The organism is Allobosea sp. UNC402CLCol, from assembly GCF_000745475.1.
In the GTDB taxonomy this organism is placed as follows: Bacteria; Pseudomonadota; Alphaproteobacteria; order Rhizobiales; family Beijerinckiaceae; genus Allobosea; species Allobosea spartocytisi.
On record NZ_JQJJ01000008.1, the window covers coordinates 1067404 to 1086784 of the forward strand.

The 19381-nt window shown below is 66.3% G+C and carries 21 protein-coding genes; 8 read left to right on the plus strand and 13 right to left on the minus strand.

Annotated features, from left to right (window positions below; translation table 11 throughout):
- Positions 1-42 precede the first annotated feature (42 nt).
- Genes GY40_RS07130 through GY40_RS07150 form a run of 5 tightly spaced genes read right to left on the minus strand, consistent with a single transcriptional unit; the run spans position 43 to position 5331 of the window.
- Positions 43-1449, minus strand: a complete 1407-nt coding sequence (locus GY40_RS07130; protein WP_038359780.1) for a M24 family metallopeptidase — start codon at positions 1447-1449, stop codon at positions 43-45.
- Between the two features lie 47 nt (positions 1450-1496).
- Entirely contained in the window at positions 1497-2312 is an 816-nt protein-coding gene (locus GY40_RS07135) for an ABC transporter permease (RefSeq protein WP_038359782.1), read from the minus strand.
- Positions 2305-3135 (minus strand): ABC transporter permease, encoded by an 831-nt coding sequence (locus GY40_RS07140; RefSeq protein ID WP_038359784.1) that lies wholly within the window; start codon positions 3133-3135, stop codon positions 2305-2307. The genes GY40_RS07135 and GY40_RS07140 overlap by 8 nt, the downstream gene beginning before the upstream one ends.
- Positions 3136-3154: 19 nt before the next feature.
- Complete coding sequence (locus GY40_RS07145) at positions 3155-4195, minus strand: extracellular solute-binding protein (RefSeq protein WP_038359787.1); 1041 nt, start codon at positions 4193-4195, stop codon at positions 3155-3157.
- Between the two features lie 23 nt (positions 4196-4218).
- Entirely contained in the window at positions 4219-5331 is a 1113-nt protein-coding gene (locus tag GY40_RS07150) for an ABC transporter ATP-binding protein (RefSeq protein ID WP_051987591.1), read from the minus strand.
- Positions 5332-5657: 326 nt separating this feature from the next.
- Between GY40_RS07150 and GY40_RS07155 the strand changes: the two genes are divergently transcribed.
- The gene (locus GY40_RS07155; RefSeq protein WP_038359789.1) at positions 5658-6368 is read left to right on the plus strand and encodes a GntR family transcriptional regulator; all 711 of its coding nucleotides are present in this window, start codon (positions 5658-5660) and stop codon (positions 6366-6368) included.
- 188 nt (positions 6369-6556) lie between these two features.
- Here GY40_RS07155 and GY40_RS07160 read toward each other — a convergent pair whose 3' ends face one another.
- Positions 6557-7255: an IclR family transcriptional regulator gene (locus GY40_RS07160; RefSeq protein WP_038359792.1), complete on the minus strand. Its 699-nt coding sequence runs from the start codon at positions 7253-7255 to the stop codon at positions 6557-6559.
- A gap of 173 nt (positions 7256-7428) precedes the next feature.
- Between GY40_RS07160 and GY40_RS07165 the strand changes: the two genes are divergently transcribed.
- Genes GY40_RS07165 through GY40_RS07190 form a run of 6 tightly spaced genes read left to right on the plus strand, consistent with a single transcriptional unit; the run spans position 7429 to position 13288 of the window.
- Entirely contained in the window at positions 7429-8214 is a 786-nt protein-coding gene (locus GY40_RS07165; protein ID WP_038359793.1) for an ABC transporter ATP-binding protein, read from the plus strand.
- On the plus strand, positions 8201-9073 hold the full coding sequence (locus tag GY40_RS07170) for an ABC transporter permease (RefSeq protein ID WP_051987592.1): 873 nt from the start codon (positions 8201-8203) through the stop codon (positions 9071-9073). Before GY40_RS07165 ends, GY40_RS07170 begins: the two co-directional genes overlap by 14 nt.
- A 42-nt stretch (positions 9074-9115) precedes the next feature.
- Complete coding sequence (locus GY40_RS07175) at positions 9116-10144, plus strand: ABC transporter substrate-binding protein (RefSeq protein WP_038359796.1); 1029 nt, start codon at positions 9116-9118, stop codon at positions 10142-10144.
- 23 nt (positions 10145-10167) lie between these two features.
- Positions 10168-11394 (plus strand): CaiB/BaiF CoA transferase family protein, encoded by a 1227-nt coding sequence (locus GY40_RS07180; RefSeq protein WP_038359798.1) that lies wholly within the window; start codon positions 10168-10170, stop codon positions 11392-11394.
- Positions 11391-12233, plus strand: coding sequence for a citryl-CoA lyase (locus GY40_RS07185; RefSeq protein WP_038359800.1), 843 nt, complete (start codon positions 11391-11393; stop codon positions 12231-12233). Before GY40_RS07180 ends, GY40_RS07185 begins: the two co-directional genes overlap by 4 nt.
- The gene (locus tag GY40_RS07190) at positions 12230-13288 is read left to right on the plus strand and encodes an amidohydrolase family protein (protein WP_038359801.1); all 1059 of its coding nucleotides are present in this window, start codon (positions 12230-12232) and stop codon (positions 13286-13288) included. Before GY40_RS07185 ends, GY40_RS07190 begins: the two co-directional genes overlap by 4 nt.
- Before the next feature lie 169 nt (positions 13289-13457).
- Here the strand turns inward: GY40_RS07190 and GY40_RS26970 are convergent, their stop codons facing one another.
- The 3 genes from GY40_RS26970 to GY40_RS07200 all read right to left on the minus strand — a co-directional run bounded on the left by GY40_RS26970 (position 13458) and on the right by GY40_RS07200 (position 14437).
- Positions 13458-13694: an iron chelate uptake ABC transporter family permease subunit gene (locus GY40_RS26970; protein ID WP_156115890.1), complete on the minus strand. Its 237-nt coding sequence runs from the start codon at positions 13692-13694 to the stop codon at positions 13458-13460.
- The gene (locus tag GY40_RS07195) at positions 13649-13861 is read right to left on the minus strand and encodes an iron chelate uptake ABC transporter family permease subunit (protein WP_197062703.1); all 213 of its coding nucleotides are present in this window, start codon (positions 13859-13861) and stop codon (positions 13649-13651) included. Before GY40_RS07195 ends, GY40_RS26970 begins: the two co-directional genes overlap by 46 nt.
- 69 nt (positions 13862-13930) lie before the next feature.
- Positions 13931-14437: a MarR family winged helix-turn-helix transcriptional regulator gene (locus tag GY40_RS07200; protein WP_051987593.1), complete on the minus strand. Its 507-nt coding sequence runs from the start codon at positions 14435-14437 to the stop codon at positions 13931-13933.
- A gap of 147 nt (positions 14438-14584) precedes the next feature.
- Between GY40_RS07200 and GY40_RS07205 the strand changes: the two genes are divergently transcribed.
- The gene (locus tag GY40_RS07205; RefSeq protein WP_051987594.1) at positions 14585-15343 is read left to right on the plus strand and encodes an alpha/beta hydrolase; all 759 of its coding nucleotides are present in this window, start codon (positions 14585-14587) and stop codon (positions 15341-15343) included.
- A 596-nt stretch (positions 15344-15939) separates the two neighbouring features.
- On the opposite strand, the gene GY40_RS07210 is transcribed toward GY40_RS07205, so the two are convergent.
- Genes GY40_RS07210 through GY40_RS07225 form a run of 4 tightly spaced genes read right to left on the minus strand, consistent with a single transcriptional unit; the run spans position 15940 to position 19241 of the window.
- Complete coding sequence (locus GY40_RS07210) at positions 15940-16641, minus strand: ABC transporter ATP-binding protein (RefSeq protein ID WP_038359805.1); 702 nt, start codon at positions 16639-16641, stop codon at positions 15940-15942.
- On the minus strand, positions 16628-17413 hold the full coding sequence (locus GY40_RS07215) for an ABC transporter ATP-binding protein (protein ID WP_038359807.1): 786 nt from the start codon (positions 17411-17413) through the stop codon (positions 16628-16630). Before GY40_RS07215 ends, GY40_RS07210 begins: the two co-directional genes overlap by 14 nt.
- On the minus strand, positions 17413-18372 hold the full coding sequence (locus GY40_RS07220; RefSeq protein WP_038359809.1) for a branched-chain amino acid ABC transporter permease: 960 nt from the start codon (positions 18370-18372) through the stop codon (positions 17413-17415). Before GY40_RS07220 ends, GY40_RS07215 begins: the two co-directional genes overlap by 1 nt.
- Positions 18369-19241 (minus strand): branched-chain amino acid ABC transporter permease, encoded by an 873-nt coding sequence (locus GY40_RS07225; RefSeq protein ID WP_038359811.1) that lies wholly within the window; start codon positions 19239-19241, stop codon positions 18369-18371. The genes GY40_RS07220 and GY40_RS07225 overlap by 4 nt, the downstream gene beginning before the upstream one ends.
- Positions 19242-19381: the final 140 nt, after the last annotated feature.

Sequence of the window (19381 nt, forward strand, 5' to 3'; positions counted from 1 at the left end):
GCGCGCTCGGCACTCGGAAACGGCCGATTGCGCGGCTTCATTTCAAATCCGAACGCGATGCGTGGCCAAGGGCGTGTGACAGCTCAGGTTCTCGAAGCCGTCTGATGTCACGGCGTAGAAGTCGCCGAGATTGGCGCCTGCCGAGAGCGGCTCCAGCCATTGCGCATGCAGGACAAAGACCATGCCTTCCTCCAGACGGTCGTAATTATGAGAGGCGAGGTTGAAGCTGTTGCCTGCCCCGGCCATGCCGACGGCGTGGCCGATATTCGGGTTATGGGGGCCGTGCGTCGCCGGATAGACGTGCATCAGCTTGCGGCCCTGCGCCTCCCAGTCGGGGGCGCTGACCTGCTGCCGCTTGATCAGCCGCGGCCCGCCATCCTCGGCCGTGCTCCAGTTATAAGGCATGGTGCGCGTCTCCGGAGATGTCAGGAGCCCCTTCTCGATCAGTGGCTCGAAAGCGGCGTTGTTGATGTCCCGCATCAGCGCACCGGGGCGGATCAGCTTCTCGGCGCGCTTCACCCCCTCCTCGCAGGCTGACAGCACCAGCTCCTGCCGATCGGTGATGTCGCCGAAGGCGATCATGCGGGAGGTCTGGGCGTTGTAGCCGCGGAAGGTCACGTTCGAGATGTAGAGATTGGCGATATCGCCGGACCGCATGACGTGGCCATAGGGCTTGCCGCAATGGGTGCCGAAGGCGTTCGCGCCGATCTGGTAGCCATCTGCCGTTTCACCGCCCCGCGCCAGTTGCGCGTAGGTGAAGGCGGCGAAGATCTCATGATCGGTCACGCCGGGCCTCGCCACGTGATAGGCCGCCTGGATGCCGATATCGATCAGTTGCGATGCCGCCCGGAACATGTCGACCTCGCGCGGCGACCGCACGCGCTGCATCCGGTCGATGATGCTGCTGTCGTCGATGAACTGTGCACCCGGGATCAGCTCCTTCAACAGACTGATGAATTCTCCGGATTTGGCGTCGCCCATCCAGCCGATCTGTGGACGGGCGGGAACGAGGCCGCCAAGCAGCTTGGCGCAAGCCTCCGCCGTCTTGACGACGGAGGAGCCCGGCCGGTCGGCATATTCGCGCCCGATCGCCCCGATCTGCCAGATGTCCTCGACCAGGACCGGCTCGCCGCCAGGCGGCAGAATGACGGCCTGGGTGAAGAAGGAGAGCAATGTCAGCGGCTTATCCTCGTCCATCGGGACGATCAGCACGCCTTCGCGCATCCAGTCGCAGAGATAGCGCAGATAAGCGTTGGAGGTGTGAAACCAGCCGATCATGTCGGTGTGGACGATCAGGACATCGCGCCCGGCGACGACGCATTCGCGGCGAACCTTGCGCAGCCGCTCCTCGAACTCCTCGAGCGGCAGCGGCAAAGGCGCGTCGAACTGGAAATCGGGTTCGAAATCGGCCAGCATTGCTTCGATGCGGCGGCGGCCGGCAGGCGGCATGAACGTCACGGGCGTGATCCTTCCAGGAGACTGAATGTGAGGTGGGCCTAGCCTTGGCGCTTGGACTCGAGCGCTCGCCAGGAGACGATGAGGCAGAGGAGAACCGCGCCGATCAGCAGGCCGGAGATCGCGGCGACCCGGACATCGAGCGATTCCTCGATCATCTGGAACATTCGCAGCGGCAGCACCGTGGTACGCGCATCGGCGAGGAACAGCGTCACCGACACATTGTCGAGCGACTGCATGAAGACGAGGAACATCCCTGCCAGGATGCCGGGCAGCATGAGCGGCAGCGTCACGCGCAGGAAGGTGCGCAGCGGGCCCGTTCCAAGAAGCGCCGAGGCCTCCTCGAGGCTTGGGTCCAGCCGCTGGGTGATCGCCGCACAGGCGCGGTACATCAGCGGACCGAACACCACGATGTGGCCGCAAACGACCAGCCCGAAAGAAGGGCTCAGACCTGCACGCCCCGATGCGATCAGGGCCGCAAGACCATAGACGAGGCTCGGCAGCACAAGCGGAGCGAGCATCAATGGCTCGATCGCCGCCGAGGCCGCGGGCTTCAGCCGGGTGATGCCATAGGCGGCCGGTGCGGCGACCAGCACGGCGCCGAGCACCGTCAGCACGGCGATCTGCACGGAGTGAAGGATCGCTGTGTGGATCGGCGCCGACTGCGCCGGGTCGAGCAGGGCGCTGTACCAGCGCAAAGAGAGTCCGTCCGGCGGGAACTTCAGCGTCTGCCCTGCCGTGAACGACATTGCGAGCCCGACCGCGACGGGGGCGATCATGAAGGCGATGGCGAGACCGCCTAGGCCATAGACGAAGAGCCGGTAGGCCCAGTCGGATGGACGGGAGCCGTCAAGCATGGCCGGCGAGCCTCGGATGGCGGGAGGCGGCCGTCATCGCCAGCATGACGACGCTGGTCGCCGCCAGCAGCACGAAGGCGGCCGCGGCGGCCGACGGCCATTGAAAGAGGACGCCGACCTCGCGATAGACGAACTGCGGCAGATAGATCAGCCGGGCGCCGCCGATGACCGATTGGGTCACGTAGGAGGTTGTCGCCCCCGCGAAGACCAGCACCCAGCCGGCGAGGATGCCCGGCGCCATCATCGGCAGCAGGATCGTCGACAGGATGCGCCAGGGCCCCGCTCCGAGCGTTGCCGCTGCGGCGGCCAGGCTGCCGTCGCTACGCGTCATCACCGCGGTCACCGGCAGGACGAGCAACGGCAGCTCGATCTGGGCGAGCACGACGACGAGCGCGATTTCATTGAACAGAAGGCTGCGCGGAGCCGGGAAGAAGCCGAGCTCGACCATCGCCTGGCTGATCGGCCCCAGTCGGCCGAGGATGACGATCCAGGCGAAGGTGCGCACGACATTGCTGGTCAGCATCGGCAGCAGCGTCAGGAAGACGATGACGCGACGCATCTTCGAGCCGGCGTGCCAGTAGAGCAGCACGATCGGCAGGGCGATGAGCGTCGTCAGCGCGACCACCTTCACGCCGAGTGCCAGCGTATCGACGAGGACGCTCAGGATGAACGGGTCGGCGAACAGGCGTCGATAATTCTCCAGCGTCGGCGCGCCGGAGGTGTCGACGAGGCTGAAAACCCCGAGCAAGGCGAGCGGCACGAGGAACCCTGCCAGCGACAGTGCCAGCATGGGCAGCAGAAATGGCAGTCCGTTGCGGTTCATCCTGCGCTCGCCCCTTCGGTTACTTGCGCACGACGCGGTCGAACTCGGCCGTCCAGGCCGCGCGCTTGGCGTTGATCTTCGCCCAATCGGGGTAGACGAGAGTCTTCATCTGCTCGTCGGAGACGAAGGCCTTGATGCCGGGAGGAAGCGGCACGTCCGCGTTGGTCGGGATCATCTCGGTCGGCGGCAGGGCGAGCTTGGACTGGGCTTCTGCCGAGATCGCCGCGTCCATGTATTGGTAGACGCCCTCGGGATTGGCCGCGCCCTTGGCGAGATGGATCGTCACCGGGACGCTGGGCGATCCGCTGACGGGATGGACGAATTCGCAGGGCACGCCGAGCGACTTGAGCCGCGCGACATTGCCGGTGCTGGCCATGAAGACGGCGATCTCGCCCTGCTGGAACATCGTCATCTGCTGGCTGCCATTATTGGCAATGGCGCCGATCTTCGGCAGATGCGAGGCGAGTAGCTCGAAGACGGGCGCCATATCGTCCTCGCTACCGCCATAGAGCTTGGCGATCTCGACCCAGGCCATGGTCGCGGTGTTCGAACCGAAGCCGATCCAGGCGACCTTGCCGTCATAGGCGCGGTTTTCGAAGAGATCCTTGTATCCGGCGGGCTTGGGAACCAGGCTCGGATTATAGGCGATGCCGTTGATCTCGACGGTGACGTTCGGCCCGTATTCGGTGCGCGCGGCGGCGTCGAGCTTGGACCAGTTCTTCAGCTTCGACGGATCGATCTTCTCGATGAGCCCATGCGACGCCGCTTCAGCCGTCTGGCCGGGCGACATCAGGAGTGCGTCGAAGGGCGGCTTGGAGGGATTGGCGAGCAGCTTGGCGAGCTGGTCCTGCGCCAGCGCGGGTGCGACCACCAGCTCGGTGCCCTGTGCCTGGACGAGGGGCGCGACGATCTTGCGATAGGCGTCCTCCCAGGCGTTCGGAAACGACGCGGCGACGACGGAACCTGCGGCGCGGGCGGATCGCGGCGACAGCAGCCCCAGCGCCGGGAGGCTGGCGAGGCCGGCAGTGAATCGACGACGGCTGAACGGATGGCTGGTCATGGCGGCGATCCTTCCGATGGGAGTCAGGGAGCAGGGAAAAGGCGGCAGCGATCGAGAGCGAAGGTCACGAAGACGTCTTCCGGCAGGTTCTCGGTGGAAGCGCCGGGCACGCGGTTTTCGGCGGCGCGGACCTGATGCGCGCCGGCGACCAGAAGGTCGTGCATCATCAGCGGTCCCTGGGGGACGGAAAGCATGCGCTTCGCAGGCAGGGCGCCTGCGGATGGACTGGCCTGAAGCGTCACGTGCTCGGGCCTGACCGCAAGGACGACAGGCGAACCCGGCACGAATCCGACCTGAGCAGGCATCGGGAGCACGGCGCCGGAGCTTAGCCGCAGCAGGCTGGCGTCACCGGCCTGCGCCTCGACGACGGCATCGAGCAGTGAGGCGTGGCCTACGAAGCCGTTGACGAACAGGCTCGCCGGACGATCGTAGAGCTCGGCCGGCCGGCCCGTTTGTTCGACCCGGCCCCGGTTCATGACGATCAGCCGGTCCGCGACCGACTGCGCCTCGTCCTGGTCGTGCGTCACGATGATCGCGGTGATGCCCAGGCTGCGCTGGAGCCGGACGAACTCGAACTGGAGATCGGCGCGCAGGCCGCGATCGAGCGCCGCGAAGGGCTCGTCGAGCAACATGATCGCCGGGCTCGGCGCCAAAGCGCGGGCGACCGCGACCCGCTGCTGCTGACCGCCGGAGAGCTGCCGTGGCAGGCGATCCGCAAACGAGGCGAGCCGTACCAGCCGGAGCATCTCATCGACGCGTTCGCGGCGTTCCGCCCGCGGAATGCGCGACAAACCGTAAGCGATGTTCTCGGCCACTGTGAGATGCGGAAAGAGCGCATAATTCTGGAAGACCATGCCGACGCTGCGCTCGCGCGCGGGGATATTCGTGACATCGCGCTCGCCGATCCGCACGGAGCCGGCGTTTGGTCGCAGGAGGCCGGCGATGACGCGCAGCATGGTCGACTTGCCGCAGCCGCTTGGTCCCAGGATCGCTGCAATCGTTCCCGCCGGCACCTCGAAGCCGACATCTTCTATGGCTGCCGCCCCGGCATAGGCGTGGCTGAGGCCTGCCACAGCGAGCCGCTGTCCGAGCCGCGGCGCAGAAGCCTCCAGGTTCGTCTCAGCCGCCACCGACATGCTGCGCCATCCGATCGTTTGCGATCGAACGCCTGACCATCCGCAATGATCGTGAGCGCTCGTCTCTCTGCTATTTCTGAAGACTGTCTGGCAAGGCGCATGCCAATGGGCAGCTTAGCCTTGCGAGAAAACATCTAACATATTGAAATAAAATCAGAAAATATGCTTCTTATAGCGATATCAAAACAAAAATCTTATCTGGTTTCAAAATTGAAACCATTTATGATTGCACATGTTTCAGCATAATGCGCATTAAATGGGCTGTATCCTGATGCCACGGGAAGCTATCTGTGATCGGCAGGTAGGACGGCGATCAGGGAAGCCAAATGAACGAGCGAGGCAGCGACCTCTCTGGCGACGACGTCGTCGTGCGCATCTGCGACACGCTCTCGGAAGCGATCGCCGAGGGCGCACTGCGTCCCGGTATGAAGCTGCCGGAGGACGTGATCGGAGCGCATTTCGGCGTCAGCCGGACGGTGGTTCGCGGAGCCATCGCGGTGCTACAGCGCGATCACATCGTCGAACGCAAGCGCAACCGCGGCGCCTTCGTCGCGGAGCCCGGTATCGAGGAGGCGCGTGCTCTTCTGGAGGCGCGCCGTAGCCTCGAATTGCTGATGCTGGAGCGTGCCTGCGAACGCGCCGACCCAAAACGGATTGCCGCATTGGAGGAGCTCACGATCGAGGAGGAGCGCGTTCACGCTGCTCCCGACGCCGCTGCGAAGTCCAGGCTCGCCGGCCGCTTTCATGTAGAGTTGGCCAGGCTCAGCGGGAATCCCGTGCTGCTTGAACTGCTGGAGAAAGTTCTCGCCCGCATTTCGCTGGTCGACGCTCTATACCGACGGAAGAGCGGCGATCAATGCGGCGCCGATCATCATCGTCAGATCATCGAAGCGGTGGCTCGCGGGGACAAGACAGGTGCGATCGCTCAGATGAGCGAGCATCTCGACGATCTCGAGAGTCGGCTCGTGCTCGATGAGGCTCAGGGCGAAAGCCATAACCTGACTGCGGTGCTAGAGCGCTTTTCGGCACGCTCTTAAGGTGGCGTGGAGCGAGGCGCTAGCGTCCACGGTCAGCTGAGAAGCGCACTCATCCCGATCGATCACGAATGTCCGGTTCAGGGCAAGCTTCGACGTCGGCTGTTGGCGCTCCACGAACACCGCGATGTTTTTTGCTATTTGCATATTTGCTAGGCCGCTTTCGGCATTCCAGTTTTCTCCGGAGCCTCTCATTCCGCCGGAAGCCGGGCCGCGAGATGCTTCGCCGCTGGTACGATGGCTTGCACCAGCTTGCTCTCGGCTGCCTCGTCGAAACGGCTCATCAATGTCGAGAGCGAGAGGGCGCCGCGCAGATGCCCGGCGCTGTCGATCACCGGTGCGGACACCGCCGCTACCTCCGGATCGCGTTCGCCGCGTGAGACCACCAGCCCCGCGTCGCGGATTGCCTGCAGCGAAGCGTCGCCACGCTCGGTGAAAGCTAGCAGCACGCGCCCGGCCGCGCCGCGGCCCAGCGGCAGCCGCACGCCCTCGTCGAGATGGTGTCGGGCCGAGCGCGGCGAATTCAGCCGGTAGAGGCAGATGCGCTGGTCCCCGTCGCGGATATAGAACGACGCCGTCTCCTGCGTCGCCTCGACCAGCGCACGCAGCGTCGGCCGGACATATTCGCCGAGATCGAAGCTGCGGCGATAGAGCGAGCCGAGCCGCCAAAGCTCGGGCCCGAGGCGGAAGGTGCCGTCGCTGCTGCGCGTCAGGAAGCGGGTGTGCTCTAGCGAGGCCGCCAGCCGCAGGATCGTGCTCTTGTAGAGCCCGGTGCGCCGGGCGAGCTCGGCCAGGCTGAGCTCCTGTGCCTGCTCGGTGAAGGCCGTGAGGATGGCGAGCGCCCGCTCCACCGCGTCGACGCCCTCACGCTTGGTTCCGGCTTCGGACATGTCGGCCTCATCGCTGCAAACGTTCTGTCTAATAGAACGCGATTTGCCTCGTGGCGCAATAGCTCCGTATTTTTCAATTTAATTCGTTCTGACAAGCGAAACTCTCTTGACGAACGTGTTCGATTCCGCCTAGTAGCGGAGAAAATAGAATGATGTTCTGTCAGGAGGAACGAATGGCCGAGGAGAGAGCAGCCGTCCGGCTGCACGACGTCGCTGTGCGCTTTGGCGCCTTCACCGCCGTCGGCAACATGAATCTCACAGTGGGCGACAGCGAGTTCGTCGCGGTGGTCGGGCCGACCGGCTGCGGCAAGTCGACCATCCTCAACGTCGTCACCGGGCTGCTGCGCCCGGCCGCCGGCGAGGTCGCGGTGTTCGGCAAGCCGCTCGAAGGCCTGAACGGCGACAGTGGCTACATGCTCCAGCAGGAGGCGATCCTTCCTTGGAAGACCGCCGAGGACAATGTCGCGCTCGGCCTGATCTTCCGCGGGGTCGCCAAGGATGAGGCCCGCGCCAAGGCACAGGGCTGGCTCGCCCGCGTCGGGCTGAAGGGCTTCGAGAAGCGCTATCCGCACCAGCTTTCGGGCGGGCAGCGCAAGCGCGTCGCCATGGCACAGACGCTGATCATGGAGCCGCGCATCGTCCTGATGGACGAGCCGTTCTCGGCCCTCGACGTTCACACCCGCCGGCTGATGCACCGCATCCTGCTCGATCTGTGGCAGGCAGACCGGCGCTCGCTGATCTTCATCACCCACGACCTCGACGAGGCGATCACGCTGGCGGACCGGGTCGTCGTCATGTCCGCCGGACCCGCCAGCCGCGTGGTCGGCGAGGTCGAGATCACTCTGCCGCGGCCGCGCGACGTCTCCGCGCTCGCGACCACCGACGAATTCGTCAGCCTCTACCGCGAGATCTGGAACCTCCTCGGCGCCGAAGTGGAGAAGAGCTATGTCGTCCAGTAAGCCGCAGACGCTCGCGCTGGCATCATCCGCCGGGTCCACCACCTCCGACGAGGCCATCGAGGCACGGCGCCGCGGCGCGGCCTCGGCCTACCGCACCAAGGTGAGGCTGACCCGGCTCGCGTTGGTCGGCGGGTTCTTCCTCGCCTGGGAGGCGGGCGCCAGGGCGGGCCTGATCGACCCCTTCTTCTTCCCGTCGCCCTCGGCGATCCTCGGGCGCATCGCGCAATGGTTCGCGGAAGGCGATATCTGGGGCGATCTCGGCATCACCCTGCTCGAGACCGTGCTGTCCTTCCTGCTCGGCGTTACCGGCGGCACGGCGCTCGGCCTCTGGCTTGGCCTGTCGCGCTTCGCCGCCGACGTCATCCAGCCGATCATCAAGGTCTTCAACGCCATTCCGCGCGTGCTGCTGGCGCCGATCTTCGTGATCTGGTTCGGCCTCGGGCTCGCCTCCAAGGTCGCGCTCGGCATGACGATCGTGATCTTCATCGCCTTCTTCAACACCTATCAGGGCGTGCGCGAGGTCAATCCGGTCGTGCTGGCCAATGCCCGGCTGCTGCGGGCGAGCAAGCTTTCGCTGCTGCGCCATGTCTACATCCCCTCGGCGATGAGCTGGATCCTGTCCTCCTTGCGCGTCTCGGTCGGCATGGCGGTGATGGGCGCGGTGGTCGCCGAATATCTCGGCTCGTCGATGGGCCTCGGCCACATCATCGCCCAGGCCGAGGGCGTGATGGACGCCACCGGCGTCTTCGCCGGCATCGTCGTGCTCTCCGTCTTCGTCGTGCTGCTCGACCTCGCGGTCGACCGGCTGGAGAAGCGACTCCTCGTCTGGCGTCCGGCCCCGTCCCATGACGATGCCTGACCCGCACCGCAACGACACGCAGACACGCGCAGGAGGAAACAGATGACAGCGTTCGCCAGCCGGGCCGCGGCCCTTGCCCTCGCATTCCTTCTCCCGGCCGGCGCCGTCCGCGCCGCCGAGCCGGAGAAGAAGGCGATCACCATCGCCGTCGGCTCCGCCATCCTCAACTACATGCCGCTGGCGCTCGCCGACTCCCTCGGGAACTTCAAGAAGGAGGGGCTCGACGTCACCATCCAGAACTTCCAGGCCGGCGGCTCAAAGGCGCTGCAGGCACTGGTCGGCGGCTCCGTCGACGGCGTGGTCGGCTTCTACGACCATACCATCCAGATGCAGGCGAAGAAGAAGGACATCTCCTGCGTCTTCCTGCTCAACGACGTGCCCGGGATCGTCTTCGGCGTCCGCGCCGATCTGGCCGACAAGGTCAAGAGCGGCGCCGACCTGAAGGGCATGAAGATCGGCGTCACCACGCCGGGCTCCTCGACCGACATGATCGCCCGCTACTACGCCAAGGTCAGCGGGCTCGGCCCCCGCGACGTCGAGTTCATCGGCGTCGGCAGCGGCGCGCCGGGCATGAAGGCGCTCGAAAGCAAGGCCGTCGACGTGCTCGGCTTCTACGACCCGACCGCGACCATCCTGACCCGCAAGAACGCGGTGAAGATCCTGTTCGACGGCCGCACCGAGGAGGGCTCGAAGAAGGCCTTCGGCGGTGTCTATCCGACCGCCTGCCTCTATCTGAACCAGAGCTATATCGACAAGAATCCGGAAACCGTGCAGCGCCTCGCCGACGCCCTGCTGCGGACCGTGCGCTGGATCCATTCCAACAGCCCGGAGACCGTCGTCGACGCGATCCCGTCGGCCTACAAGCTCGACGACCGCGCGCTCAATATCGAGATCATGCGCGCCTCGACCGGGCTGTTCTCCAGGGATGGCCGCTTTTCGCCAGACACCCTGAAGACTCCGCTCGCGGTGCTCACCGCCTATGACCCGGCGATCGCCGCCGCCGGCATCGACCTTTCCAGGACCTACACCAACAAGTTCGCCGACGAAGCCGCCAAGCGCCTCGGCCAGTGATCCCGCGCGATCGGAGACAGACGATGACGATGCCACTTGCGGGCGTGCGCGTGCTCGACCTCTCGAACGTGCTCGCCGGTCCCTTCTGCGGCTACAACCTCGCCCGCCTCGGTGCCGAGGTGATCAAGATCGAGAAGCCGGATGGCGGCGACCTCGCCCGCAAGCTCGGCGCCGATCCCGAGATGGCGGCGCGCCTCTCCGGCCTGTCCTTCGTCGCGGTCAATGCCGACAAGCAGTCGATCGCGCTCGACCTCAAGGCGCCGGAGGGCCGCGACATCTTCCTGCGGCTGGTCGCAACCGCCGATGTCGTGCTGGAGAATTTCCGCCCCGGCGTGATGAACCGGCTCGGCCTCGCCTATAAGGCGCTGGCGCAGGTCAATCCTCGCTTGGTCTATTGCGCCATTTCCGGCTTCGGCCAGACTGGGCCCTGGGCGGGGCGGCCGGCCTATGACCAGATCGTGCAGGGCCTTTCCGGCGTGATGAGCGTGACCGGCGATGCGGAGAGCGCGCCGCTGCGCACCGGCTTTCCGATCTCCGATACAATCTCCGGCCTGACCGCCGCCTTCGCGATCTCGGCGGCACTGGTCGACCAGAAACAGACGGGCCGGGGTCGCTTCATCGACGTCTCCCTGCTCGAAGCGACGCTGGCCGCGATGGGCTGGGTCGTCTCGAACCATCTCAACGCCGATGTCGATCCGCGCCCGATCGGCAACGAGAACTTCACCGCCGCCCCGTCCGGAACCTTCCGGGCGGCCGACGGGCCGCTCAACATCGCCGCCAACGAGCAGAAGCAATATGAGGCGCTCTGCCGGCTGGTCGAACGGCCCGCGCTGATCGAGGATCCGCGCTTCGCCTCCCGCCAGGCCCGCAAGGACAATCGCCGGGCGCTGAATGAGGCGCTCGAACAGGCGCTCAGTGCCCGTCCGGCCCGTGAGTGGGAGCGCCTGATGAACGCCGCCGGCGTCCCGGCCGGCTGCGTCCTCTCGGTGCCCGAGGTGATGGCGGAGCCGCAGGTCACAGGTCGCGCCTTCGTCGAGCCGGTCGATGCCAAGGGCCGCGGCGGCCGCCCGCTGCGCGTGACCCGGCCGGGCTTCCTGCTCGACGAGCCCTTCCCGCCGCCGACACAACCGCCGGCGCTGGGGGCGGACACGGCCGCGTGGCTGCGGCGCCTCGGCTATGGCGAGGACGAGATCGAGAGCCTGGTCGCGCGCGGGGTCGTCGGCTGCGAACGACAGAGGAGCGCGGCATGAGCGTCGAAATCTTGTCCTCCGATCGCGATCGAATCGCGGATTACTGGTCGACCGCGATCGCCGACATCGCGCCGGGGCGGATCGCCTTTCGCGGCTATCCGATCGAGGAGCTGATCGGCGCCGTCTCCTTCCCGTCGATGATCTGGCTGATGCTGCGCGGCGAGCTGCCGAGCCTGGAGCAGGAGAGCTTGCTTCAGGCCGCGCTCGTCGCCTCAGTCGACCACGGTCCGCATGCGCCCTCGATCGCGATCTCGCGGATGGCGGTGTCCTGCGGGCTGCCGCTCAACGGAGTGCTGGCCTCGGCGCTCAACACGCTCGACGACGTGCATGGCGGGGCGGGCGAGCAGGCGCTCGAACTCTATGACAACCTGCTGGCGCGATGCGAGGCGGGCGCCGGCTTGGACGATGCGGCGGCCGCCGCAATCGACGCCTTCACCGCCAAGCGCGGAAAGTACCTGCCCGGCTTCGGCCATCGCTTCCACCCGGTCGATCCGCGCTCCGGCCGCCTGCTGGCGCTTGTCGATGCCGCGGTCGGCCAGGGCGGCATCACCGGCCGCTACGCTGCCGCCGCGCGCGCCGTCGAGCGTTGCCTGGAGCAGCGCAAGGGGCGCTTGATCCCGATGAACATTGATGGCGCCACCGCGGTGATCTATGGCGAGCTTGGCTTCGCCGCACCGCTGGCGCGCGGCGTGTTCTGCCTATCGCGGGCGGTCGGCATCCTCGCCCATGCCTGGGAACAGAGCGGGCGGGGCGAGCGCAACAAGGGGCCGATCCCGCGCAGCTTCGCCTATCGCTATGACGGGCCGGCAAGGCGGCCCGTGCCTGTCCGCGAGCCATGAGCGCTCCGGTCATCAATTATCTGCCCGTCCGGCCCGACTGGTTGGCACTGGCGCCGGAGGCTGCGCTCGAACCCGATTTGCCGATCGTCGACGCCCATCATCATCTCTGGAGCCGGCCGGGCTGGCGCTTTCTGATGGATGACTACAAGACGGAGCTCACCGCGAGCGGCCACCGCATCGTCGCTTCTGTCTTCATGCAATGTCAGACCGGCTATGACCTGGCCCTGCCACCGCATCTGCGCCCGGTCGGTGAGACCGCCTATATCGCGGCCGAAGCCGAGCGGCTCGGCCCAGATGAACCCGCGCTGTGCGCCGGCATCGTCGGCCACGCCGACCTTGGCCTCGGCGCTGCAGTCGAAGACGTCCTGCTAGCGCATATCGAGAAGGGGCGCGGCCGGTTCCGTGGCATCCGCCACATCACGGTCTGGGATGCGGATTCCAGTCTGATGAATCCGCTCAGCGCCGGCCCGCCCGGCCTGCTCGGAGACGCTCGATTCCGCGAAGGCTTCGCCCGGCTCGCGCCGCTGGGTCTCAGCTTCGACGCCTGGCTTTTCCAGCCGCAGATCGACGAATTGACGGCGCTGGCGCAGGCCTTCCCGGAGACGGTGATCGTGCTGAACCATCTCGGCGGCATCCTCGGCGCCGGCGCCTATCGGGGACGGCGCGATGAGCTGTTTCAGGATTGGGCGCGCGCGATCCGCGACCTCGCCCGCTGCCCGAACGTCGTCGCCAAGGTCGGTGGCCTCGGGATGCGGATCAACGGGTTCGGCTTCGATCAGGGCGAGCAACCGCCCGCTTCGGCCTTGCTCGCGGAGACGTGGCGGCCCTATGTCGAAACCGCGGTCGAGGCCTTCGGACCGAAGCGCTGCATGCTCGAAAGCAACACACCTGTGGACCGCGGCTCCTATGCCTGCGCCACAGGCTGGAACGCCTTCAAGCGCCTGACGGCCAGCCTTCCCGACGAAGACAGATCGGCGCTGTTCTGCGACACCGCGAGAGATATCTACCGTCTCGAGACGTTGGCGGACGCCCACGCTCTCCACGACAGGTCATGACGGAACAGGCGTCACTGCTGCCATTGAGTCTGCTTTCGGCTACCAATCCAGAGGCCGTTAATGGCGCATTTCGAGCAGTTGGAGCGTCTGCTGCCGAGGCCGACATTGTGGCGCTGTCTCGTCTGCAGTCGGTGGACGCTGGTTTCCAAGTCCTAGCGAGCCGGTTCCCTTACCAGCGTCCAGACCAGATAGGGCGGCGCTCCGACGGGAAGAACACCAGCCGCGGCAGCCAATCAGCCATCGCCAGCAGCAGCGCCCCGACCAGCACCGCACCGGCGAGATGGGTCTCGGCGCAGCGCAGGCCGAGCATCCGCGGCAGATGCGGTGCCATCAGGCCGATGAAGCTGACCGGCCCGACGATCAGCGTCGCAGCCCCGTCAGCAGCGAGGCGAAGATCACGAGCCAAGTCTTGGCCGGCTTGATAGCGACGCCAATGCCAGCCGCGGTCGCATCTCCCAAGGGGAGGATCTGGAGCCAGCGCGCGAACAGCGGCAATGGCGCCAGCAGCACGATCGAGGTGCCGGCCGCAGCGACCGCGATTTCCGGCGTCACCTGCTGCGTCGATCCCGTCAACCCGATGCGGCCTGACCTGCCCGGCGCGCCAAGTCCGTTTTGACCATCCGATTCTCCCGGGGCTCCGGCTCACTCGCTGTCGGCAGGAACCGCGCCGCTATCGCCGACGGCCTTGCGCATACCTTGTCGGAGGTCCTGTACGGTTCGGTTGAGCGCGATCATCTGGGGAATCTCGAAGCCTGAGTTTCGCAGCAGGGCGTCGGTGAGGCAGGCGGTCTTTGGGTGGAGCTCCCGGCCCTGTTGGGTCAGGTGCACCTCGACGAGCCGTTCGTCCGTGGTGCTGCGCCGGCGCGCGAGGAAGCCCGCCGCCTCCAGGCGCTTCACCGCCGGCGTGATCGTGCTCGGCTCCAGCGCCAGCCGCTCGGCGATCGCACCGATCGTCAGCCCGTCCCGCTCCCATAGCGTGCTGAGAACGAGATACTGCGTATAGGTCACGCCCATCGCATCGAGCATCGGCTTGTAGACCCGCTGGATCGCCAGCGAGGCCGAATAGATCGAGAAGCAGAGCTGGCCGTCGAGCGGCAGCGTCGGCCCCGCGGGTGCAGGCGCGGCGGGAGGATTCTGGGCATCGGTCATGGCGGTCTCCGGAATCGGGCTGGCGTGTCGCTGTCGAGAAAAATGATATCGCGATAAAGAAAGCGCTTTACAAGCCCCGAGCTTGCGGGTAGATATTGATTATCGCGATAATGATTGCCGCGAACAGATTAACCCAAGGAGCCCGCCATGACCAAGTCCATCCTCGCCGCCGCTGCGCTTGCCCTCTCCACCACCGTCTCGCTGACCTCCGCCCAGGCCGCCCCCGCCGTCAAGAACATCGTCCTCGTCCATGGCGGCTTCGTCGACGGCTCCGGCTGGCAGGGTGTCTACAACGCCCTCAAGGCCAAGGGCTACAACGTCACCATCGTCCAGAACCCGACCACGTCGCTCGCCGACGACGTCGCCTTCACCAAGCGCGCCATCGCCCAGCAGGACGGCCCGGTCGTACTCGTCGGCCATTCCTATGGCGGCGTCGTCGTCAGCGAGGCCGGCACCGATCCGAAGGTGAAGTCTGTCGTCTATATCGCCGCCTTCGCAGCGGATGCCGGTGAGTCGGTGATGTCCCTGATCGCCAACCCGCCCGCAGGCGCCCCCGTCCCGCCGATCCTGCCACCGGTCGACGGCTTCCTCATGCTCGACAAGGCGAAGTTCGCCGCCTCCTTCGCCGCCGATGTCGACGCGAAGACCGCCGCCTTCATGGCCGACTCGCAGGTGCCCTGGAACGTCGCGGCTGCCGGCGGCGCCGTCACCAACCCGGCCTGGAAGGTCAAGCCCAGCTACTATCTCGTCGCCACCGACGACCACATGATCCCGCCCCCGGCCCAGCGCCAGATGGCCAAGCGCGCCGGCGCGACCGTCGCGGAGACCAAGGGCAGCCACGCCGTCTATGTCTCAAAGCCCAAGGTCGTCGCAGACTTCATCGAAAAGGCCGCAAACCAGAAGTGACGTGCCCATCGCGCCTCGGCTCCCGAGCGACAACAATCAAAAGCGGGCCAACGGCCCGCTTTCTTGTTCTGACACGAGGGGGTCGCTCGCACCTTGCCCATCACCCGCACGGGCTCGTGCGACCCAGTAGACAGCCTCTGGCGTCAAGGCTCTTTCTCCGCCTCCGAATACATTGGCCCACCATCGAAAATCTCTGACGCGGTGTCGCGAAACACCTGTTCGAAGACCTGCTAGATCGGATTCAGGATCAGGTCGCTTCGCCAATGCGATTGAGGTCAGGACACGGCGCATGAGGCTTCTCATCCACGGGGATCAGCAGGTCCCAGGCCATAGCCTCAACAACAATCATCCATTCGCGGGGCGATCGCCGAAGTCAGGCACCGGCACGCAGGAGGCCGTTGAATGATCATCCCGGGCGCCCCGGAACTGGAAGACCCCGATCTGGCTCTCCGTGCTGTCGTCGGAACGATCACGAGCGGGGACGGCGTCTCCGGAGTGATCGCCTGCGTGTCTTGTCTCCTCGTGGCCCGAGCTATTCGGACAGCACGGCATATTTGGTGGTCCCCGTGACGCAGTCGATCGTGATGAGCGCCATCTCAGATACCCAGATAGGCCTCGCGGATGCGCGGATCGGCGATCAATTCCTCGGCGGGTCCGCAGAGACCGATGCGACCGGTCTCCATGACATAGCCTCGATCGGCGATCCGCAGGGCTGCGTAGGCGTTCTGCTCGACCAGCAGCACGGTGACACCGAGCGATTTCAGGTTCCGCACGACATCGAAGATCTGCGCCACCAGGATCGGCGCCAAGCCCATGCTCGGCTCGTCGAGCAGCAGGCAGGCAGGTCGCGCCATCAGCGCGCGGCCGATCGCCAGCATCTGCTGCTGGCCGCCGGAGAGCCCGCCGGCCGGCAGATTGCGCTTCTCCCTGAGGATCGGGAACATGGCGAAGGCATCTTCCATGTCGCGCTCGACGCGTTCGTCGGCATAGAGATAGGCGCCGAGCCGCAGATTCTCCTCCACCGTGAGGCTGGTGAAGATCAGCCGGCCTTCCGGCGACTGCGCGAGGCCTAAGCCCACGCGGCGATGGGCGGGGATAGCCTTCAGCGCCTCGCCCCGGAAGATGATCGCGCCGCCGCTCGCCGGCTGAACGCCGGAGATGCAGCGCAGCAGCGTCGTCTTGCCGGCTCCGTTGGCACCGACGACCGTGACGATCTCGCCCGAACCGACCTCCAGGTCGACGCCGTGCAGGACTTCGATGCGGCCATAGCGCGAGCGCAACCCCTCAACCGACAGCATCGCCCGCCTCCGCCGCCTGCGTGCCGAGATAGGCCTCGATCACCTTGGGATTGCGCGAGACGGTAGCCGGCGCGCCTTCCGCGATCTTCTCGCCGCGATCGAGGACGACGATGTGCCCGGATATGCGCATCACCATTTTCATGTCGTGCTCGACCAGCAGGATCGCGACGCCGGATTTGGCGACCTCGGCGATCAGATGGTCGATTTCCTCGGTCTCGACCGCGTTGCAGCCCGCTGCGGGCTCGTCGAGCAGGAGAATGCGCGGCTCCAGCGCCAGCGCCCGCGCGATCTCGAGACGCTTCAGCGCGCCATAGGAAAGCGAGGATGCCTCCCGTTCGGCGGCGCGCGCGAGGCCGACGCGCTCCAGCAGCGCGTTTGCACGGGCGCTGGTCGCGGCACTGCGGCGGCGCGAGGACGGCAGGCTGAGGAGATCGCCGAGGACCGGCCCGCGCTCCCGGAGGTGGCAACCGGTCATGACGTTCTCCAGCACGCTCATGCGCTGGAAGATCTGCAGGTTCTGGAAGGTGCGGGACAGGCCGCGTTCAGCGAGACGGTTCGGCGCCATGCCGGTGACGTCCGTGCCGTCCAGCGCGATTCTGCCGCGCTGGGGCCGGTAGACACCCGAGATCATGTTGAACAGCGTGGTCTTGCCCGCACCATTGGGGCCGATGATCGAGACGATCTCACCCGGCGAAACCGAAAAGCCGACATCATTGACCGCCCGCAGGCCGCCGAAATCGATGCCAACACCCTCGACCGAAAGGAGCGTCATCACTCCCTCCCCTTCAGGCGCCGCATCAGCGAGGGCAAAAGCCCGTCACGCATGAAGATCATCACCAGCATCATGATCAGGCCGAGGATGAGGTTCTCATATTGCTGCAGCACGGTGAGCGCCTGCGGCAGCAGCGTCAGCACCGCCGCGCCGAGGATCGCGCCCGGCACCGAACCGACGCCGCCGAACACCGTCATCGTCACCTGCTCGACCGAATGCAGGAAGCCGGCGACATCCGGGGTGATGAAGCGGTTCATCAGCGCGAGCAGCGAGCCGGAGAGCGACGCGTAGACCGCCGAGATCACGAAGGCCTGGAGCTTCAGCCGGGCGACGTCGACGCCGACGGTGCGGGCGGCGACCTCGGAATCATGCAAGGCGCGCAAGGCACGCCCCGACGGGCTGTCATGCAGGTTGAGCGCGACCCAGGCGCCGGCCAGCATCGACAGGCCGGTGGCGGCGTACCAGAACTGGGCGTTGTTCAGGCCGATCCCTATGGCGGCGAGCGCACTGCGCAGGCCGAGTTCGGCGACCTCGCGCCCATCCGGGCCGCCGGTAATCCCAGCTTCGTTGGCGAGCACCATCGAGACCAGGATTCCGAAGCCGAGGGTGGCGACAGCGAGATAATAGCCCTTGAGCCGCAGGATCGGGCGGCCGATCAGCCACGCGACAACCCCTGAGAGCCCTGCTCCCCCCAGCATGGCGAGGCCGGGATGCAGGCCGAGATAGCCCGGCGCCAGCGCGCAGGCATAGGCGCCGATGCCGGCGAAACCGGCATGGCCGAGGCTGATCTGGCCGGCGAAGCCGATGAGAACGACGAGGCCGGTGACGGCAAGACCGTTCACGAAGATCAGCGAGCCGATGCGGTAGTAGAAGTTCGACGGGAAGAAGGCCGGCGCCAGCGCGACCAGCGCGGCGAGCACGATGAGGGTGAGATGCTTGCGGGACAGGCGCATCGTCATACCCGGTCCATCGTCCCGCGCCCGAACAGGCCCTGAGGCCTGATGAACAGGATCGCGAGGATGAGCACGAAGGCGACGGCGTCCTTGTAGACGGACGAGACATAGCCGGCGGTGAGTGCCTCGATCAGCCCGAGCAGCAGGCCGCCGACGAGAGCACCCGCCGGAACGCCCATGCCGCCAAGCATGGCGGCTGCGAAGCCCTTCAACGCCATCGCGACGCCGAGGTCGTAGCTGGTTAGGGTGATCGGCGTGACCAGCACGCCGGCCAGCGCGCCGATGGCGGCCGAGACGGCGAAGCTCAGCGTCATCATGTGGTTGGGGTTGATGCCGACGAGGCTTGCCGCGATGCGGTTATTGGCGGTTGCGAGCACCGCTTTGCCGGTCAAGGTGCGGGCGAAGAACAGCCAGAGCGCGAGGAAGATCGCGACCGCCCCCGCGATGACCCAAAGGCTCTGCGGCAGGATCGTCGCGCCGAATACCCGGAGCGGATCGTCGCCGGAGAAGCTCGGGAAGCGATGGAGCTGCTTGTCGAAGACGAGCTGGGCGCCGCCGCGCAGAAAGATCGAGGCGCCGATGGTGATGATGATCAGGCTGGCGACAGGGGCGCCGCGGGCCGGCTCGATCGCCAGCTTGTTGAGGAGCACACCGATGGCCGCAGCGGCAAGGATGGCGAGCAGGGCGGCCAGCGGCAGCGGCACGCCGGCTTGCCAGGCGAAGAATGTGATCATGCCGCCGAGCATGACGAACTCGCCCTGCGCGAAGTTCACCACGTCGGAGGCGTTGTAGATCAGGGTGAAGCCGAGCGCGACGAGCGCATAGACCGCACCGACCGTCACCCCCGACAACAGATATTGGAGAAGTTCGGGCACTCTGGGCTCCCTGTGGCCGATCACCGTTTCAGCCCGCTATGCTCGCCCATGCGGCGAGCTTCCACGTCTCGAACACCGCCTTGCCCGACGGAAGACGTGGATGGTCGGAACAGGCCCGGCCATGACGGGAAAGGGCACCG

What these genes read in the sequence shown, in the direction of transcription:
- GY40_RS07220 (WP_038359809.1), bottom strand. Translation starts at nt 18,372, where the DNA reads ATGACGATGCGCCTGTCCCGCAAGCATCTCACCCTCATCGTGCTCGCC.
- GY40_RS07190 (WP_038359801.1), top strand. Translation starts at nt 12,230, where the DNA reads ATGAGCGCTCCGGTCATCAATTATCTGCCCGTCCGGCCCGACTGGTTG.
- GY40_RS07145 (WP_038359787.1), bottom strand. Translation starts at nt 4,195, where the DNA reads ATGACCAGCCATCCGTTCAGCCGTCGTCGATTCACTGCCGGCCTCGCC.
- GY40_RS07155 (WP_038359789.1), top strand. Translation starts at nt 5,658, where the DNA reads ATGAACGAGCGAGGCAGCGACCTCTCTGGCGACGACGTCGTCGTGCGC.
- GY40_RS07180 (WP_038359798.1), top strand. Translation starts at nt 10,168, where the DNA reads ATGACGATGCCACTTGCGGGCGTGCGCGTGCTCGACCTCTCGAACGTG.
- GY40_RS07135 (WP_038359782.1), bottom strand. Translation starts at nt 2,312, where the DNA reads ATGCTTGACGGCTCCCGTCCATCCGACTGGGCCTACCGGCTCTTCGTC.
- GY40_RS07165 (WP_038359793.1), top strand. Translation starts at nt 7,429, where the DNA reads ATGGCCGAGGAGAGAGCAGCCGTCCGGCTGCACGACGTCGCTGTGCGC.
- GY40_RS07150 (WP_051987591.1), bottom strand. Translation starts at nt 5,331, where the DNA reads ATGTCGGTGGCGGCTGAGACGAACCTGGAGGCTTCTGCGCCGCGGCTC.
- GY40_RS07130 (WP_038359780.1), bottom strand. Translation starts at nt 1,449, where the DNA reads ATGCCGCCTGCCGGCCGCCGCCGCATCGAAGCAATGCTGGCCGATTTC.
- GY40_RS07215 (WP_038359807.1), bottom strand. Translation starts at nt 17,413, where the DNA reads ATGACGCTCCTTTCGGTCGAGGGTGTTGGCATCGATTTCGGCGGCCTG.
- GY40_RS07160 (WP_038359792.1), bottom strand. Translation starts at nt 7,255, where the DNA reads ATGTCCGAAGCCGGAACCAAGCGTGAGGGCGTCGACGCGGTGGAGCGG.
- GY40_RS07210 (WP_038359805.1), bottom strand. Translation starts at nt 16,641, where the DNA reads ATGCTGTCGGTTGAGGGGTTGCGCTCGCGCTATGGCCGCATCGAAGTC.
- GY40_RS07175 (WP_038359796.1), top strand. Translation starts at nt 9,116, where the DNA reads ATGACAGCGTTCGCCAGCCGGGCCGCGGCCCTTGCCCTCGCATTCCTT.
- GY40_RS07205 (WP_051987594.1), top strand. Translation starts at nt 14,585, where the DNA reads ATGACCAAGTCCATCCTCGCCGCCGCTGCGCTTGCCCTCTCCACCACC.
- GY40_RS07185 (WP_038359800.1), top strand. Translation starts at nt 11,391, where the DNA reads ATGAGCGTCGAAATCTTGTCCTCCGATCGCGATCGAATCGCGGATTAC.
- GY40_RS07170 (WP_051987592.1), top strand. Translation starts at nt 8,201, where the DNA reads ATGTCGTCCAGTAAGCCGCAGACGCTCGCGCTGGCATCATCCGCCGGG.
- GY40_RS07140 (WP_038359784.1), bottom strand. Translation starts at nt 3,135, where the DNA reads ATGAACCGCAACGGACTGCCATTTCTGCTGCCCATGCTGGCACTGTCG.
- GY40_RS07200 (WP_051987593.1), bottom strand. Translation starts at nt 14,437, where the DNA reads ATGACCGATGCCCAGAATCCTCCCGCCGCGCCTGCACCCGCGGGGCCG.